10 protein-coding genes are annotated in these 16514 nt (G+C 46.8%); 8 read left to right on the top strand and 2 right to left on the bottom strand.

The window, feature by feature from the left end; all coding sequences use genetic code 11:
- Positions 1–137: 137 nt before the first annotated feature.
- The 6 genes from MKY42_RS29235 (at position 138) to MKY42_RS29210 (ending at position 8927) form a co-directional block, all read left to right on the top strand.
- Positions 138–1073 carry an ABC transporter ATP-binding protein gene (locus tag MKY42_RS29235; RefSeq protein WP_339846635.1) on the top strand — a complete coding sequence of 312 codons (936 nt, stop codon included), beginning with the start codon at positions 138–140 and terminating at the stop codon, positions 1071–1073.
- An 11-nt stretch (positions 1074–1084) separates the two neighbouring features.
- Positions 1085–2275 (top strand): ABC transporter permease, encoded by a 1191-nt coding sequence (locus MKY42_RS29230; RefSeq protein WP_339846632.1) that lies wholly within the window; start codon positions 1085–1087, stop codon positions 2273–2275.
- On the top strand, positions 2268–3446 hold the full coding sequence (locus MKY42_RS29225) for an ABC transporter permease (protein WP_339846629.1): 1179 nt from the start codon (positions 2268–2270) through the stop codon (positions 3444–3446). The genes MKY42_RS29230 and MKY42_RS29225 overlap by 8 nt, the downstream gene beginning before the upstream one ends.
- Positions 3447–3736: 290 nt before the next feature.
- Positions 3737–5434, top strand: coding sequence for a molecular chaperone HscC (locus MKY42_RS29220; protein WP_090903582.1), 1698 nt, complete (start codon positions 3737–3739; stop codon positions 5432–5434).
- 7 nt (positions 5435–5441) lie between these two features.
- Entirely contained in the window at positions 5442–8231 is a 2790-nt protein-coding gene (locus MKY42_RS29215) for a J domain-containing protein (protein WP_090903583.1), read from the top strand.
- A gap of 12 nt (positions 8232–8243) precedes the next feature.
- Positions 8244–8927, top strand: coding sequence for a DUF1266 domain-containing protein (locus MKY42_RS29210; RefSeq protein ID WP_090903584.1), 684 nt, complete (start codon positions 8244–8246; stop codon positions 8925–8927).
- Positions 8928–9060: 133 nt separating this feature from the next.
- Here MKY42_RS29210 and MKY42_RS29205 read toward each other — a convergent pair whose 3' ends face one another.
- Together MKY42_RS29205 and MKY42_RS29200 are read right to left on the bottom strand one after the other, a co-directional pair.
- Positions 9061–9903 (bottom strand): flagellar motor protein MotB, encoded by an 843-nt coding sequence (locus MKY42_RS29205; RefSeq protein ID WP_090903585.1) that lies wholly within the window; start codon positions 9901–9903, stop codon positions 9061–9063.
- A complete protein-coding gene (locus MKY42_RS29200) occupies positions 9887–10684 on the bottom strand; it encodes a flagellar motor protein (RefSeq protein WP_339846620.1) in 798 nt (265 codons plus the stop codon). Before MKY42_RS29200 ends, MKY42_RS29205 begins: the two co-directional genes overlap by 17 nt.
- Before the next feature lie 169 nt (positions 10685–10853).
- Between MKY42_RS29200 and uvrB the strand changes: the two genes are divergently transcribed.
- Together uvrB and uvrA are read left to right on the top strand one after the other, a co-directional pair.
- Positions 10854–12845 carry an excinuclease ABC subunit UvrB gene (gene uvrB, locus MKY42_RS29195; protein ID WP_090903587.1) on the top strand — a complete coding sequence of 664 codons (1992 nt, stop codon included), beginning with the start codon at positions 10854–10856 and terminating at the stop codon, positions 12843–12845.
- Positions 12846–13372: 527 nt separating this feature from the next.
- Complete coding sequence (uvrA, locus tag MKY42_RS29190) at positions 13373–16231, top strand: excinuclease ABC subunit UvrA (RefSeq protein ID WP_339846615.1); 2859 nt, start codon at positions 13373–13375, stop codon at positions 16229–16231.
- Positions 16232–16514: the final 283 nt, after the last annotated feature.

The following is a 16514-nucleotide window of genomic DNA, read 5'->3' as shown; positions in this document are numbered from 1 at the left end:
CAACCGAAGATGACTTAAGTCACCTTTGTTTCATGACCTTTCGTACCTTCGCAGAAGTTCACAATTCGTTACAATACAAATATAAAATCCAGTCGCAGGAGCAGGGGATAGCTGGACGGAAGAGGAGTGTATAATCTATGGCTATGCTTGAAGTGGATCATGTGGTGAAACGATACGGTAGCAAGCTGTCAGTGGATCATTTGAATCTGAGTGTAGGTAAAGGTGAAATTTTTGGATTGCTTGGACCCAATGGAGCAGGGAAAAGTACCACCATTAGCATGATTGCCGGTCTTTTAAATATGGATCAGGGTGAAATTCGGTTGGATGGCATATCGGTTAGGGAACGGCCGCTTGAGGTGAAACGCAAAATCGGGCTGGTACCACAGGATCTGGCTTTATACGAAACGATGACCGCTGCGGAGAATGTAACTTTTTTTGCCAGACTATATGGACTCCGTGGAAAAATGCTGAAAGAAAGAGTGCAGGAATCTCTTGAATTTGTAGGTTTGCAGGACAAAGCGAAGGATGCCCCGTCCACTTTCTCCGGTGGTATGAAACGTAGGCTGAACATTGCGTGTGCCATTATGCATCGACCGGATTTAATCATTATGGATGAACCAACAGTGGGCATTGACCCGCAATCGCGGAATCATATTTTGGAGTCGGTCCGTACGCTTAATCAGATGGGGTCAACCATCATTTATACAAGTCATTATATGGAGGAAGTTGCTGCAATCAGTCACCGGGTAGCGATTATGGATCAGGGACATATCATTGCCTGCGGCACCGAAGCAGAGCTGAGAGAACGAGTTGCATCTGAGGAAAAAATAGTGCTCACCACTTTGGGCATTGGTCCCGATGTTGTGGAGGAGTTAAAGCTTCACCCCCGTGTGCGGGCGGTAGACGTATCAGACGATACATTGATCGTTACGCTGCCTTCTGCGCAGCAGGATCTACAGGATATGCTCTTCATTTGCAGCAAACATGAAATCTCCATTCAATCGCTCAAGGTTGAAGAGCCTGATCTGGAAACGCTCTTCCTCAATCTGACCGGACGTACGCTTCGGGACTAGGAGGAGCTCAGATGAACATATGGCATATTTGCATCTTTGAGTTAAGACGGATTCTGAAAATTCGCTCCGTTCTGCTGAATCTGTTTATTCTACCGCTGCTGCTCATCTTTATATTGGGTACTGCACTTTCCAGTACAATGGGTACGGTAAAAGAAGCCATTCCTGACCCGGTGAGAGTAGGGATCATTCAAACAGAAGAGAATTCCGGTTCGGGAGCGATCAGTAAAGCTTTAAATGCATTTGTGACATCCCCGGCGGTAGCCGACATGATGAAGGTACAGAGCATACCTACGGAAGAAGAGGCTGTAAGTGCAATGCGAGGTGGTGATTTGGATTTTGCCGTAATCGTCCCATCAGATCTGGAGGAGCAGATCATGAAAGGGGAAGAGGCAAGGTTACAATGGATACTGGGGAAAGACGGAACACTCAATGTTATAGGTGAAACTTTGTTTACGCGGTTCACGGATGAACTGAACAGACAGGTCGCTGTGGCGAAAGTGTTAGGTCCTGATGCAGCAGCTGCAATGGCTGAGCATTCGCAGACCCATAGTGCGAGCTCTTCATATATAGCCGTCAGCAGTCCCGGAGAAGTGGGCACCTCTTATAGTGCTTCACAATATTATGCGGCTTCCATGCTCGCCATGTTCATGCTTTACTCAGGCATGACAACTAGCAACAGTCTGTTTGGTGAGAGAGACAAAAAAACGCTAACTCGCTTACAGGCAGCTCCAATCGGCAATGGGGTCATTTTTGCAGGGAAAATTGCAGGCAACAGCCTGATTGCTTTCTCGCAGGCCATCATCATCGTATTGATGACACATTGGTTATATGGTGTGAACTGGGGCACACATCCCTGGCTGATTGTTCTGATCTGTGTGCTAATTACGCTGGCTTCCATGACTCTCGGTGTGATCGTTGCCCTACTTTTCAAGAATGCCGCATCCGCAAGCGCCGCTCTTCAAGGCATCATTATTGCCATGACGTTTATTAGCGGTGGATTTACACCCATTGCCGTTGGTTTTGTACAGCGAATAAGCGAATTTACGGTGAATCACTGGGCTCTGCAAAGTTTTCTGCGAATGATGCTGAACGCTCCCGTAAGTGAGATTATGTATAGCATCATGATGCTTGGTGCGGTATGTACGGTAATGGTGGCGGCAACGGGACTGATCTATAGAAAGGCGGGATATCGGTATGAATAGCCTCAATATTGCCTGGCTGATGATCAGGCGCACGATATTGCGCAAACGCGGCTTTATCACGTTTTTTCTTCTTCCTTGCCTTGTCGTCACAGGAACAATTGCGCTGTTTGGGAGCGAGGAGGGAACGCGTGCGGTCATTCCTTATGTAAACGAGGATCAGGGTGCAGCAGGAGCATGGATCTTGAATGAGCTTGGCCGCAAAGAGGAATATCTGCTCAAACCCATGAAAACCCTTGCTGAAGTTAATGAAGCCATCGCGCAGCAAACGGGGAGTTCAGGACTCGTTATCCCGGCGCATTACACGGACGATCTACTGCAAGACAAACAGCCTGAAGTCCAACTGGTAGAACTTCGTGTCAGAGAAAGCTCTTATACGCTGAGAGCTGCGGTTGAAGGTTTGGCGGCGGGATTGAATCAATCTGCTTCGGCAGTACTGGCAGCAACAGATGCGGCATCGGGTGAGATTCCTGATCCAGCTCTGGCAGAAGCAAAATTGAAAGAGTTGTTACTTGAACTTGGCAAACATCAAATTTCGGGTGAAGCAACGGAGCTTCAGATGTATCCCAAACCGGGTCTGAACAATGTCACAGGTTTTACGATCATGTTCATGATGGGGCTGCTGACCAGTACAGTTGCTGTTATTATGGAAGACCGCAGGCAGCGGACGATGGCAAGAGTCTACACGGCGCCAGTCCGGGCTTATGAAATTGCACTGGGCAATTTTTTTGGGAGTTTTGCAATCGGTTTGATCCAAATTGTTTTGGTGCTGGGGATTAGCAGATGGGTGCTTCATTATGATGCGGGGATCCCATTTGGCATTCACCTTCTCATTCTGGCCGCATTTATGCTGGTCTCCATGGGGATTGCAAGTACGGTTGCCGGCTTGATTCGTGAATCGAAAAATGCAACCATGCTGAATTCACTGATTATTACACCGACGTGTATGATTGGTGGCTGCTTCTGGCCGCTGTCGATCATGCCGGATTATATGCAAAAACTCGCCAATTTTGTTCCGCAGAAATGGGCGATTCAAGCGGTGGAAACGATCTCTGCAGGTGGTACGTTGTCGGATATTACACTGCCGCTGCTGATATTATTTGGCATGGCAGCCATTTTGCTGACGGTGGGTTCTGCGATTCTTCGTCCCAGCCAGCCGGGGGTGAATGCATAACTTACAGGAGTAACGCTTAATAAATGAGCCGGATGCACAATTATGCATCCGGCTTTTTGAGCTGCCATAAGGCATGGAGCGTGCCGATTTCTGTTTCGTGTAATTGCTGGGGAAGAATCAGTGAAGTTATACCTATGTCCTGGTGCTACTCATATGTGATAAATTGATCGTTAGAACTATAGAAAGATTGAGATTTCAAAGATTGGCCTAACATGCCATCACATAACAACAAGGCATGTGGATTTATTCTATGCATGATTAGATTGTAATTAGAAAGAAGGTATACGTTAATGACAATTATTGGTATTGATTTGGGGACAACGAACAGCCTTGTATCTTGCTGGATGAATGGAGAATCGGTTATTATTCCGAATGCCCTGGGTAATCGTTTGACGCCTTCAGTTGTCAGCGTGGATGACAATGGAGAGGTACTGGTAGGAGAAGTGGCCAAGGAGCGAATGATCACGCATCCTGAGCGTACAGCATCCGTTTTCAAAAGATACATGGGTACTGGAAGAACCTTTAGTTTGGGTACATATCGATTTTTACCGGAGGAACTTTCGGCGTTTGTTTTGAAATCACTCAAAGCGGATGCAGAAGCTTTTCTGGGAGAAGTAGTGACAGAAGCTGTCATCAGCGTGCCAGCATATTTCAATGATGCTCAACGAAAGGCAACTCAGCGTGCAGGTGAGCTTGCCGGCATTAAGGTGGAACGCCTTCTTAGTGAACCGACTGCGGCAGCCATTGCTTATGGTTTGCATCAACAGCAATCTGAAACCAAGTTTTTGGTATTTGATCTGGGTGGAGGTACATTTGATGTATCCGTCTTGGAGCTGTTTGATCAGATTATGGAAGTAAAATCGGTTGCTGGGGATAACTTTCTGGGTGGTGAAGATTTCACACGTCTGCTCGCGGATTTGTTTGCGTTGGAGCATCAGATTCAGCAAGATACCTTGTCAGCCAAAGAGCAGTCGGCATTATGGAAGCAGGCAGAGTTGTGTAAGCGGGCATTAAGCGATGGACGTGAGGGTGCAATGTCCCTGACTTTTGAAAAAGGGTTGAAAGAGTTTGGTATAGATCGTTCCAGTTTCGATCAGGCGGCGAAGCCATTGCTGGCACGTCTGCAAAAACCGGTTGAACGGGCACTGCGTGATGCTTCAGTTAAACTAAGTGAATTGGATGCAGTAATCCTCGTGGGAGGAGCTACTCGCATGCCACTTATTTATTCATTTACTGGCAAGCTGTTTGGTAGATTGCCTGCCAATCACTTGCATCCCGATGAAGCTGTTGCGCTAGGTGTCGGCATTCAGGCGGCAATGAAATCGCGCCATGAAGATTTACAGGAAGTCATCCTGACGGATGTATGTCCATATACATTGGGGACTTCGGTTTCCGTATCACTCGGAAATGGACGATACGAATCCGGGATGTTTTCCCCAATTATCGAACGAAATACAGTGATTCCGGTCAGTAGAGTGGAACGTTACTACACGATAGACGATAATCAGACCTCTCTTACTGCGGACATTTACCAAGGTGAGAGCCGCGTGGCCAAAAACAACGTGAAGCTTGGGGATCTGGCCATCTCAATACCTCCAGCTCCTGGAGGAGAGCAAGCTGTGGATATCCGGTTCACGTATGACATTAACGGCATCCTTGAAGTGGAAGTCACAGCGGTTGGAACGGGAGAGAAGAAGGTAGCGATCATTCAGGCGAAGGAAACTGAGTTGTCCAAGGAGGAGATTATCGAACGTTTCAAAGCGTTGGAGGCTATCAAGATTCATCCCCGGGAACGGATGGAGAATCGCTTGCTTTTGGCTCGGGGAGAACGAATGTATGAAGAATCGCTGTCTGAGCATCGGGAAATCATCGCCAAGGCCATGCTTGGATATGAAGAGACCCTTAAACGTCAGGATGACAAGGAAATCAAGAAAGAAGCTGAGAAGTTGAAGGAAGTGCTGGATCAAATCGAAAAAGTTTGGGGGTGATTCGTGAATGGACTTCTGGGCGCGATTAGAACTCGAGCCGACGCAGGATGTGAGGGTTATCAAACGAGCTTATGCCAAGCAACTTCGGATGACTCATCCGGAAGATGATCCGGACGGTTTTCAGTTACTTCGATCCGCTTATGAACAAGCACTCAAGGCTGCTAAAGAGCTTGAGAAAGAGGGCTTTCTGTTAAGTGATCGAGATCAGATTGAACTGAGACCCGTGCATAGGCAGGAAATAAGACATGATGAGGATAGACAAACTGAACAACTAAATAACTTGGATCGGGAGACTTTGATCGAAGTTGATGCCAAGCATGATATTGAAAATCAGGAATGGTTGCAGGAGAATGAGGCTGATGTTAAACCAGTGTATCCCTCCATAGAACAAGAGCACTGGGTGCCTCCGTCTTGGATTGAAGTCTCTGCTCCTGCAGAAGATCTAAGTGCTACTGTTTTACCGCTGAATAGAGCGAATTGGGTATCTCCATCGTGGATGGAGGCATTATCGCTTGAAGGTTCCAGAGACCTGAGCGATTCAGTGTTGCTGCTGGCTCAGGCACGAGGTATTCTGGAGGATATTTTTAGGCGCCCAGAAATCACTGTTTGGGAAGAATGGACACAGAGAGAGGAGCTATGGCGGCTCGATGTGAAATATCACACCGGAACTGAATTGCTGCAGATTCTGGTGGAATATCCTTATATGCCGAAAGCAATCTGGCGCATATTAAATGAATTCTTCGGATGGACGGAGCGTCAGGATGAATTAAGAGCGTTGTTATCGGATGAAATTGCTGATCGTCCTACTCTAGAGCTGGAACGTGCTTGGGAATTGCGTTACGACACGTTTGATCCTGAACAAGAAGTGGATTATGAAACGTTCATACGGTACCGGGATACTGTATTTCAAAGGATGTTACAGGGGGAGTGGAGACAAGTCAGTCCCCATATTGACGCTGCGATGGAGTTATATGCAGACGATCCCGATATGCTTCTGTTGGCAGGCAAATTTCGTCTGTGGAATCGAGAGGAAATGGCTGCAGAGATGTTGTTTGAACGACTGATTGAACTGGTTCCTGAATCTATAGACGGATTGCTTCACCGTGCAAGATTGTTGGAAAATGCGGGACATCTTGAGCTGTCCGTCAATTTGTACAATAAGATTCTGGAGCTTCATCCCAATCATCTGGATGCCTTAAATGGACTTGCGAGATATCATCAACATCACGGAGATGACGCCAAGGCAATCCATCTATTGCAACGGATTGTCTCCATTCATCCGTTTGATTTTGAAGCACAGATTGCTTTGATAGAATTAAATCTGGCTTTAGTTGAGGCGCAGAAGAAAACGGCAGAGGATGAGAAGGATTGGAGTGCTCGCAAAGAGCTTCAACGTCTGGTTGCCCTAAGTTATGTCGAAATGGATGAAGATGAACAGCTTCTTCGATATATGGCCGAAATTCACATGGCGGATAAGCTCGATGAAGGTTTATATGTATTGTGGGCGCAGGCATGCATTCGGATGGAGAAAAATGAGGAAGCGCTGGAGATCCTAAAAAATGCGGAAATGGCAGCAATCGAAGCGGAAGGCGATATTTTTGCAATCCTTTTTGAACGCGGTCAGTTGCATCTCGAAATGGGAAACAGCCCAGAGGCAATACTTGATCTGGATAAATCGACCCAGTTGAATCCTTCCCATGCAGGGGCGTGGCACTCTCTTGCGATTGCACATCATCGCCAGGAACAAAACATGAAATGTATTTATTTTTCAGATAAGGCCATTGAACTTGATCCTCACGTATATGCATACCGATCATTAAGGGCATTTTGTTACTATATTAACGGAAGATATGAAGAAGCGTTGGTTGACTATGAGCATGTTACACTTGATGATTCGGATCACACGATGGACTGGTTTCGCAAGGGCTTCTCACATCTGAAAAGGCAGCAATATGCCGAAGCGCTCCAATCACTTAAAGTATCACAAACATTTGGGTGCTCTACAAACACACCCTATTATTTGGCGGTTGCTCATGCAAGATTGGGGGAGGGCGTTCAGGCGCTGGAGGAAGTTAGAACATTTCGCAGGGAAAATCCTGAAGATCCGGACGGTCCTCTGCTTGAAGGGGATATTTTGCGTGAGCAAGGAAGGGTTAACGAGGCACTGAATGTGTACAGGAATGGCCTGAACGAAAACCCCGGCACATATGAACTGATCAGAATGGTAATTGTTTGCGTCATGGAGTCCGATGTTCAAAAACGAGATGATATATTGAATCGGCTGGCTGAAGAGATGTCTAACTTCGATTCGATTCAGCTGTGGGGAATACTCTTCATAACACGCTATCATGTGGAAAGTCATTCTTGGGAGCGAGCCCTTTCTTGGGTTGAGGTTTATATAGACGGAGAACCATCAGAGAATATTGATCCTCATATTTGGTTGTACGCGGGGATTGCTGCTTACCGTATGGGGGATTTGAATCAGGCGCTGCTTGATCTCGACAAAGCGTATCGTGGAGGGCTTGAAGGTGATGTATGCAGTTACCTGAGCATGGTCTATTACGATATCGGAAATATGGATCGTGCGCGTATTTATGCCGAAAAAGCAGTTCGTGAACAGCCGGAACATCCAGACTACGTTCTGAGATGGGAAGCTATCGTTGCCCGTGCAGAACAGCGAGGACTTCCATTTTGGAGAAGATTGAGAAAATCAAAACCGGCGTATGAACTGTGGCCATCCAGGTTACCGCTTCAACATCTGATGCCTGATGACGTCGTGAGTTTACATTTTGTATAAGGAGGCACTGCGTTGAGAGGACACCATGCGACAGAATCCTCGTCTATACATCGTGTTACGGACAAAGAACTTTGGTTTCGTGGCATGGCTGCTATACTTAACGAAATCATCGATCTGGATATTAACAATGATTATGAGTATCATGCAGATGAAGAACAACGAGAAAAATTTTGCACCAAATTAGAGGAAAACTGGGAAATTCATGACAGGAAGAGTTTGATGTCTTCACTGGATTGGATTCGGAACGAAGGATATCGTATATCATTTGATGAGAAGCGGACTTTCTTGAGTACAATGTCTGAAAAGGATCAGGGGAATTATATGAACTCGCTGGATCCAGATACAGGGAAATATCACGAATATCTGGTGGTTAAAACATATATGCACAAATTACCAGCCGAAGGAGTTGCAGCGTGGGACTGGGGATGTTATGCGAACCTGTGTCGACAAAGCGCCCATGTGGGTTATATAACTGAAACTGAATCAGAACAGCTGGTTTTACAGGCGGCATTAGACGCACAATCCGCGTATACGTCCTGGAAGGCCTACACGGTGGCTTTTATGGCAGGGAGGCTATACTGGCTTGAAAAAACCGATGAATCGGTTGTAAAGCGGCAAATGAATTATCTACAGAATCTGTTTGTTCATCCAAACAGCATCTATAAAAAGATAGATTGGAATCTTTCGTTACAATAGCCTTCTGTTATGAAATTGATATTCATACGTTGGAAAAAGAAAAGCACGATCTTGCTCAGGTTCTGAGACAGATCGTGCTTCTTTTATAAAAATATGAAGTGATGAACTAATCCTGGATTGGAAATTACAGTTATTATGGCTGGAGTTGCCGCAACACGGTAATTTCTACACGGCGGTTCTTTTGCCGTCCAGCCGCCGTGGTATTGTCACTGGTTGGGCGGGTATCCGCGTATCCGGCATATTGAAAACCGTCAGGATCAAGCTTTTCTTTATCGAGAAAAAATCGCAATACAGACAGTGCACGTGCACCGGAAAGCTCCCAATTGTCTTTATAGGTAGCGTTTGCCCCGACAGGAACGTTGTCCGTATGTCCTTCAATGCTGACAACTGTGCTCAGGTCACGGAACAGGCTTGCCAATTTGCTTAGTGTGGGTGAAGCATCACTTTTGAGTGCAGCTTTTCCCTGATCAAACAGGAAGCGGTCACTGAGTGTGATAGAGATGCCTTGCGGCTTGTCTGCAACAAAAATCTGATTTTCCAGTTTATTGTCCTCAATATACTGGGTAATCACATTGAACAGATTTTGCAGCTCCTGCTCCTGTGATCTGAATTGCTCTTCCCGCTCCGTAAGTGGCTGATCTTCATCATCTGGCTTGCCTGTTTCGGAGTCGGAAGAGGATCCTTCGCCTTCTCCAGGGTCTTCGCCCTGAATCTGGGAAGGTGGATTTTTGGTAATGGCTTGTCCAGCTGTACCACCAATGCCTTCACCTTGATCAAGCAGGGAGTTGGATTGGTTGAAAGTATTTTGCAACGATTGAGTAACCACATCGTATTTGCCAGAATCCAGATTGCTCATGGCATACATGATCACAAAAAAGATCAGCAGCAGGGTAATGAGATCGGCATAGGTAATCATCCAGCGATCTCGATGATCTCCAGGTTCACGTTTTCCGCGCCGTTTACTGCGCCGACTCATCCAATCCCTCCTTCACTACAGGACGTGTGATCTGGCGGTGAGAGAGTGTGAAGGACTCCAGCCGTTTACGCACAAGCTGAGGGTTCTCCCCGTTCTGAATGGATAGTACGCCCTCGAGCAGCATTTCCATCGTCTGAATTTCGTCTGCTCCACGGGATTTGATTTTGGAAGCAATGGGTAAAAAAATAAGATTGGCACTGGCGACCCCGTAAAGGGTTGCGGTAAAAGCAACAGCAATGGCTGGTCCGAGTCCGGTAGGATCGGTCAGACTGCCAAGCACCTGAATAAGTCCCATCACGGTACCAATGATACCCATCGTTGGAGCATAACCGCCTGCTGATTCAAAAATTTTGGCATAACCTTCATATTTTTGTTCGACGGAATCAATTTCCATCTCCATGATCTGGCGAACAACATCCTGATCTGTGCCATCGACAACCATCTGAATACCATCTTGTAAAAATGGATGCGGATGGTCCATCACTTTTCGTTCCAGTGCAAGCACGCCTGAGCGGCGAGCAATTGAAGACATATTTACAAGTTCTTCAACCCACTGGCTTGAGTCATTGTTGTTACGCCCAAAGGCCATGCGGAGGGCAGCAGGAATCGTACGCAGCCGATGTGCAGGGAAACTGGCAACAACTGCGGCAATTGTTCCACCAAATACAATTAGAGCAGCGGTCTTTTGCATCAGACCGGATAATTGGCCACCTTCCCATAAAAAACCACTAATGACTGCGGCAATCCCGGCAATAATGCCGATAAGTGTCGCAATATCCATAAATTAACCCACTCCTATCTTTAGTTCGCGATTGCATCACTTGCACAGACGAGGTATAATTAAACGGGAACAAATATTCCTATTACTATAAGTTTTCCCATATGTAAATTCGGGGAACTTCGACAATATATAGTGACTATTATTTTAGACGATAGGGTGAGATACGGCAATGAGCGATATTATAATGAGCGACAAAACGTTCGAAATCGAGTCAGAGTTTTCTCCCCAAGGTGATCAGCCTGTAGCCATTGAAGAATTGGTGAAGGGTGTTCAGGAGGGGAAGAGATATCAGACGCTACTGGGTGCAACCGGTACGGGTAAGACGTTTACCATTGCACAGACGATTGCCAAGCTGCAACGTCCCACGCTGATTATTGCCCACAATAAAACGCTGGCAGCACAGCTTGCAAGTGAGTTCAAAGACTTTTTTCCAAATAATATGGTTGAGTATTTTGTCAGTTACTACGATTACTTTCAGCCAGAAGCCTATATTCCTTCCTCGGATACGTATATCGAGAAGGATTCAAGTATCAATGAAGAGATCGATAAATTGCGCCATGCGGCTACGAGTTCATTGTTCGAACGCAGAGATGTCATTATTGTAGCGAGTGTATCCTGCATCTATGGTTTGGGTTCGCCGCATTCGTATTCGAGCATGCTTCTGTCCCTGCGGGTAGGAATGGAGAAACCACGCAATCAGATTTTGTCTCGTCTGGTAGAGATTCAGTATCAGCGCAATGATATTAACTTTGTGCGTGGCACGTTCCGCGTTCGAGGGGACGTTATCGAAATTTTCCCGGCATCAAAGGGTGAACATGCGATTCGGGTGGAATTGTTCGGTGATGAGATTGAGAAAATTACGGAGATTGACGTGTTAACCGGAGAACTGGTTGGCGAACGTGAACATATCGCCATATTCCCGGCATCTCACTTTGTAACCCAAGAAGAGACGATGCGCGTCGCGCTGGTGAACATTGAGCGTGAACTGGAAGAGCGTCTTGAAGTGCTGAGAGAACAGGGGAAATTGCTGGAGGCTCAGCGACTGGAGCAACGTACACGTTACGATATCGAGATGATGAAGGAAGTCGGGTTCTGTTCAGGGATTGAGAACTATTCCGGACCACTGACGTTCCGTGAACGTGGCGATACACCTTACACACTGATGGACTATTTCCCGGATGACATGTTGATTGTGGTCGATGAGTCCCACGTGACGCTGCCACAGATCCGTGCAATGTATAACGGTGACCAAGCACGGAAGACTGTACTGGTTGACCACGGATTCCGTCTGCCATCTGCGTTGGATAACCGTCCGCTCAAATTCGAAGAGTTCGAAGAAAAGATGAATCAGATCATCTATGTATCCGCGACACCGGGTCCTTACGAAATAGAGCATACGGATACGATGGTACAACAGATCATTCGTCCAACCGGTCTGCTTGATCCAATTATTGAACTGCGCCCAACGAAGGGACAGATCGATGATCTGATCGGTGAGATTAACGACCGGATTGCGAAAGACGAGCGGGTCCTGATCACAACATTAACGAAGAAGATGTCCGAGGATTTAACAGATTATCTGAAGGAGATTGGAATCAAGGTACGTTATTTGCACTCCGAGATCAAGACGTTGGAGCGTATGGCGATCCTGCGTGATCTAAGGCTGGGTACGTTCCATGTGCTGATCGGAATCAACTTACTCCGGGAAGGTCTCGATCTTCCTGAAGTTTCTCTGGTAGCCATTTTGGATGCCGACAAAGAAGGCTTCCTGCGCTCGGAACGCTCACTGATCCAAACGATTGGTCGGGCAGCGCGGAACAGCGAAGGTAGAGTCATTCTGTATGGTGACAAAGTGACGGATTCCATGGATAAGGCGATTAAGGAAACAGAACGCCGTCGTGCAATCCAGATTGAATATAACGAAAAACATGGCATTACACCACAGACGATTCGTAAAAAAGTGCGTGATGTGATTGAAGCAACCAAAGTTGCCGAATCCAAGAAAGATTATCTTACAGGCGCTGCCGAGAAGATGTCGAAGAAGGAACGTCAGTCACTTATTCAGCGCCTAGAGGCAGAGATGAAAGACGCAGCCAAAAACCTGCAGTTTGAGCGTGCTGCTGAACTTCGTGATGCATTGCTGGAACTGCGCGCAGAATAGCTTATTAAGTAGACTGTAGAGATATAAGATAAAGGCACAGTTAATGAATGTGTCGCAGCAAGGATAGATCTGCAACAAGAGAACGGCCGGGTGGCCGTTCTCTTGTTGAGTCAGGAAATCAGTGATATCTACCGATAATTAGATATGTTGAAAACGTAAAATCAGGTCTATACTGATAGAAAAGTTGAAATTGGTTAAAAGGTTTATAGGGAAAACATTTGGAAGTCGTGTACCCGGGAGCCGAGCCGAAGGCAATGGCGACCTTCGCGAACGAGGCGAAGCCGTGAGCGTCCTCTCGTGGTAGAGCGGCCGTCCAAGAGACCGGCGATCAGCCGGGATCTTGGACGAAGCTGCGGGCACACGACAACCTTCACATAGCAAGACCCGACCATTCACCATTGCACCGCTTGTTTCGGGTGTCCAGAGGGCTGCGCCCTTTGGGGCCCTCCCTTGGAAGGGAGGGTTTGGGAGGGATTGAAAAGCCTTTAAAAAAGGTTGGAATTTCAACATTGAAAGGATGAAACCCATTGGCGAGCGAGAACATTGTCATCAAAGGCGCGCGAGCGCATAACCTCAAAAACATTGATATCACCATCCCGCGTGACCGTTTTGTTGTATTAACCGGTCTGAGTGGCTCAGGCAAGTCCTCGCTGGCTTTTGACACGATATATGCCGAAGGACAGCGACGTTACGTTGAATCATTATCGGCTTATGCACGGCAGTTTCTGGGGCAGATGGAGAAACCGGACGTTGATTCCATTGAAGGATTGTCTCCGGCCATCTCCATAGATCAGAAAACGACAAGTCGTAACCCGCGTTCTACCGTGGGAACCGTTACGGAAATCTATGATTACCTGCGTCTGTTGTTTGCACGTGTGGGACATCCTCATTGTCCGGATCATGGCGTGGAAATTAGCTCCCAGACCGTAGAACAAATGGTTGACCGCATCATGCAATATCCTGAGCGGACCCGATTGCAGATTCTGGCACCGATTGTCTCGGGACGCAAGGGTGAACACAAAAGTGTGTTTTCCGATATCTCCAAACAAGGTTTTGTCCGTGTTCGGGTGAACGGGGAATTACGTGATCTGTCCGAAGATATTCAATTGGAGAAGAACAAAAAGCATACGATTGAAGTTGTGGTTGACCGGATAGTAATCAAGGAAGATGTGCAATCACGTTTGGCCGATTCTATTGAGACTGCACTTAATCTGTCCGGTGGACAACTGCTGGTAGATATTATGGGTGAAGAAGAACTGCGTTTCAGTTCCAACTTTGCCTGCCCGGTGTGTGGATTCAGTATTGAAGAGCTTGCGCCGCGCATGTTTTCGTTCAACAGCCCATTTGGAGCCTGCCCGGATTGTGATGGATTAGGTGTCAAAATGATTGTTGACCCGGACCTGTTGTTACCGGATCGCAGCAAAACCATTGAAGAGGGTGCGTTTGATGCCTGGACAGGTGGTACATCCACCTATTATCCGCAGTTCCTCAAATCGGTATGCGAACACTTTAACATTCCGCAAAACGTACCTGTAGAAGACCTGCCTGCTGAACAAATGAACAAGCTTTTGCAGGGTACAGGTACGGAGAAAATTCGTTTCCGGTACGAGAATGATTTTGGACAACGGAAAGAAGCATTGGTTACCTTTGAAGGTATTGTGAATAATCTGGAGCGTCGTTACCGTGAGACAGCATCCGAAGGTATCCGTGAATTCATTGAAGGTTATATGAGTGCTAAGCCTTGTGGAACATGTAAAGGACAGCGACTGAAACGTGAAAGCCTTGCAGTTACGATTAACGATCACAACATGGCGTATGTGACAAGTTTGTCCATTGGAGAAGCTGGTCGTTTCTTCGACTCGCTGCAATTGAGTGAGAAAGAAGAAATAATCGCTAAACTTATTTTAAAAGAAATCAACAGCCGTCTCGGCTTCCTGGTAAACGTAGGACTGGATTACTTGACCCTGAGCCGTGCTGCAGGAACGTTGTCCGGTGGTGAAGCCCAGCGGATCAGACTGGCGACACAGATTGGTTCCAGCCTGATGGGCGTGCTGTATATTCTGGATGAGCCGAGTATCGGCCTGCATCAACGGGATAACGATCGTCTGATCTCCACACTCGCTCACATGCGGGATATCGGTAACACACTGATCGTGGTTGAACATGATGAGGATACGATGATGGCCGCCGATTATATTATCGATATTGGTCCGGGGGCAGGTATCCACGGTGGTACCATCATGTCTCAGGGCACACCGGAAGAAATCATGAATGACGAGAACTCGCTAACGGGTCAATATCTCAGTGGGCGCAAGTTTATTCCGGTACGTACCGAACGCCGTAGTGTCGGGGACCGCTGGTTGGAAGTACGTGGAGCGAAGGAAAATAACCTGAAAAACCTGAATGTAAAAATTCCAGTGGGTGTATTCACCGCAGTAACGGGTGTATCCGGCTCGGGTAAATCAACGCTAATTAATGAGATTTTGTATAAAACGCTGGCTCGTGATTTGAACCGCGCACGGGTACGCCCTGGTCAGCACAAAGAGATTCGGGGTCTGGAACATATCGATAAAGTTATTGATATTGACCAGTCGCCAATCGGACGGACACCACGTTCCAACCCGGCTACCTATACAGGCGTCTTTGATGACATCCGTGATCTGTTTGCACAGACCAATGAAGCCAAAGTGCGTGGATACAAAAAAGGCAGATTTAGTTTCAATATTAAAGGTGGTCGTTGTGAAGCATGTCGTGGGGACGGCATTATCAAAATTGAGATGCACTTCCTGCCAGATGTCTACGTGCCTTGTGAGGTCTGCAAAGGCAAACGGTATAATCGCGAAACCCTTGAAGTCAAATACAAAAACAGAAATATTGCAGATGTGCTGGAAATGACGGTAGAGGATGCAACGCAGTTCTTCGAGAACATTCCGAAAATTCATCGCAAAATGCAAACCTTACTTGACGTAGGGTTGGGCTATATTAACCTGGGTCAGCCTGCAACAACGTTGTCTGGCGGTGAAGCACAACGCGTGAAGCTCGCTTCCGAGTTGTATCGTCGCAGTACGGGTAAAACAATATATATTCTGGATGAGCCAACGACCGGTCTTCATGTCGATGATATTGATCGTCTGCTGAACGTCCTGCACCGTCTGGTGGATTCCGGAGAATCGGTACTGGTTATCGAGCATAACCTGGATGTTATCAAAACAGCCGATTATATTGTTGATCTGGGTCCAGAAGGTGGAAGTGGTGGCGGAACTATTGTTGCGACAGGTACACCAGAGGATATTATTAAAGTGGAAGCTTCCTATACTGGTAAGTACTTGAAGCCAGTATTGGAGCGGGATACGGAACGAAGCAAGACGTTACAATTGACGGAATAAATGCTCCAGTTTACAGCTTGTTTGTGAATATCTAACCCTTCTTTTCATGAAGTAGGCGGCATCGGTGTATGATATGATGTCCTCTTCTTCCGAGGAGAAGGGTTTTCTGATATTTTGCCGTTGTGCCAATCTTAATATGACATCGGTGAAAGTGTTTACATATGCGGTAGAGCAAGCATTCCAACAATCGACTGCCAAACTGGATTTTTTTCATTTTTCTGGATGATAGGGCTTGCATTACAAGCAGGGTACAGATAACATAGAGGAAGATATTAGGGTATGC

This window comes from Paenibacillus sp. FSL W7-1088, assembly GCF_037969855.1.
In the GTDB taxonomy this organism is placed as follows: Bacteria; Bacillota; Bacilli; order Paenibacillales; family Paenibacillaceae; genus Paenibacillus.
Note: the sequence above shows the minus strand (reverse complement) of the source record. Positions and strands in the feature narration are given on the sequence as shown.

Bases quoted from the DNA above. Each gene is read 5' to 3' on its own strand.
- MKY42_RS29205 (WP_090903585.1), bottom strand. From the start codon at position 9,903: ATGAGTCGGCGCAGTAAACGGCGCGGAAAACGTGAACCTGGAGATCAT.
- MKY42_RS29215 (WP_090903583.1), top strand. From the start codon at position 5,442: ATGGACTTCTGGGCGCGATTAGAACTCGAGCCGACGCAGGATGTGAGG.
- MKY42_RS29230 (WP_339846632.1), top strand. From the start codon at position 1,085: ATGAACATATGGCATATTTGCATCTTTGAGTTAAGACGGATTCTGAAA.
- uvrB (WP_090903587.1), top strand. From the start codon at position 10,854: ATGAGCGATATTATAATGAGCGACAAAACGTTCGAAATCGAGTCAGAG.
- MKY42_RS29200 (WP_339846620.1), bottom strand. From the start codon at position 10,684: ATGGATATTGCGACACTTATCGGCATTATTGCCGGGATTGCCGCAGTC.
- MKY42_RS29220 (WP_090903582.1), top strand. From the start codon at position 3,737: ATGACAATTATTGGTATTGATTTGGGGACAACGAACAGCCTTGTATCT.
- MKY42_RS29225 (WP_339846629.1), top strand. From the start codon at position 2,268: ATGAATAGCCTCAATATTGCCTGGCTGATGATCAGGCGCACGATATTG.
- MKY42_RS29235 (WP_339846635.1), top strand. From the start codon at position 138: ATGGCTATGCTTGAAGTGGATCATGTGGTGAAACGATACGGTAGCAAG.